General features: G+C 25.4%; 1 protein-coding gene. It reads left to right on the top strand.

Annotation, left to right across the window (positions count from 1 at the left end; all coding sequences use genetic code 11):
* Positions 1-270 precede the first annotated feature (270 nt).
* Positions 271-1026 (top strand): basic amino acid ABC transporter substrate-binding protein, encoded by a 756-nt coding sequence (locus tag ACOTU8_RS08670; protein WP_422342544.1) that lies wholly within the window; start codon positions 271-273, stop codon positions 1024-1026.
* Positions 1027-1234: the final 208 nt, after the last annotated feature.

Raw genomic sequence — 1234 nt, forward strand, 5'->3', positions numbered from 1 at the left:
TTAAAAGATTTTAAGTCCTTTTTCAAAAAAAGGAAATGAAAGTATAACTAATTAAACTTAAAAGGGGATTAAATAAAGGATTAAATAGTATAAATATTTGTGTAAATATTTATATAAGTAATTGGTGGTTTTTGAAATTTATTTATGAATAATATATCAAAGATTGCATACTTTAAACATTCTTTAAACATTGTAAAAAGCAATTAGACTTAATTAAATATAAATTTAAAATAAGTATAATTTTAAAACATTTTATATCAAAGGAAGAAAATGAAAAAAATATTTAGTGTTGTTTTAGTTGCCTTAATCGGCTTATTTTTAGGTGCTTGCAATGATTCTAAAAACAAAGAAACAAATGCAAGCGTAGAATTAAAGGTTGGAACCGCCCCAAACTATAAACCTTTTAACTATAAAGAAAACTCAAAACTTACAGGCTTTGATACGGATCTAGTAGAAGAGATCGCTAAGAAAAACGGCATCAAAGTTGTTTGGGTTGAAACCAATTTCGATGGGTTAATACCTGCTTTAAAAGCTGGCAAAATCGATATGATTGCCTCAGCTATGAGTGCAACGGATGAAAGAAGACAAAGTGTTGATTTTACTAAACCTTACTATATGAGTAAAAATCTTTATCTTAAACTAAAAAGCAACAATTTACTTCAAACGAAAAATGATTTAGAAGGTAAAAAAATAGGAGTTCAACTAGGAACTTTACAAGAAAATACTGCAAAAGCTATCAAAAATGCACAAGTGCAAAGCAATAAAGATTTAAATATAGCTATTTTGGCATTAAAAAATAACAAAATCGATGCTATTGTCGCAGATGAAGATACTGCTAAAGGTTTTTTAGCTGAAAATCCAGAATTGGTAAGCTTCTACCAAGAAACAGATGGAGGAGAAGGCTTTAGTTTTGCTTTTGATAAAAACAAACAAAAAGAATTGGTAAAAATTTTTGACAAAGGTATAGATGAGACAAAAACCAATGGATTTTACAATATTTTGATCAAAAAATATAAACTAGAATAAGCGTGAAATTTCACGCTTATACAAGCTAAGCTTTCATTGTATTTTGTAAAACAATATTTAATCAAATTTTACCCTCATTAAATCAATTTTTTTATACAAAATAAACTTTAAATTGAAAGTTTATAGTTATATAATAATTATTATTTAATAATATTTTAAGTATATTTGCTTTATTATTCCACGATTTTATTTTTATATTTTATATTAC

Source organism: Campylobacter jejuni, from assembly GCF_049221745.1.
Taxonomy (GTDB): domain Bacteria; phylum Campylobacterota; class Campylobacteria; order Campylobacterales; family Campylobacteraceae; genus Campylobacter_D; species Campylobacter_D jejuni_E.

What these genes read in the sequence shown, in the direction of transcription:
- ACOTU8_RS08670 (WP_422342544.1), top strand. Translation starts at nt 271, where the DNA reads ATGAAAAAAATATTTAGTGTTGTTTTAGTTGCCTTAATCGGCTTATTT.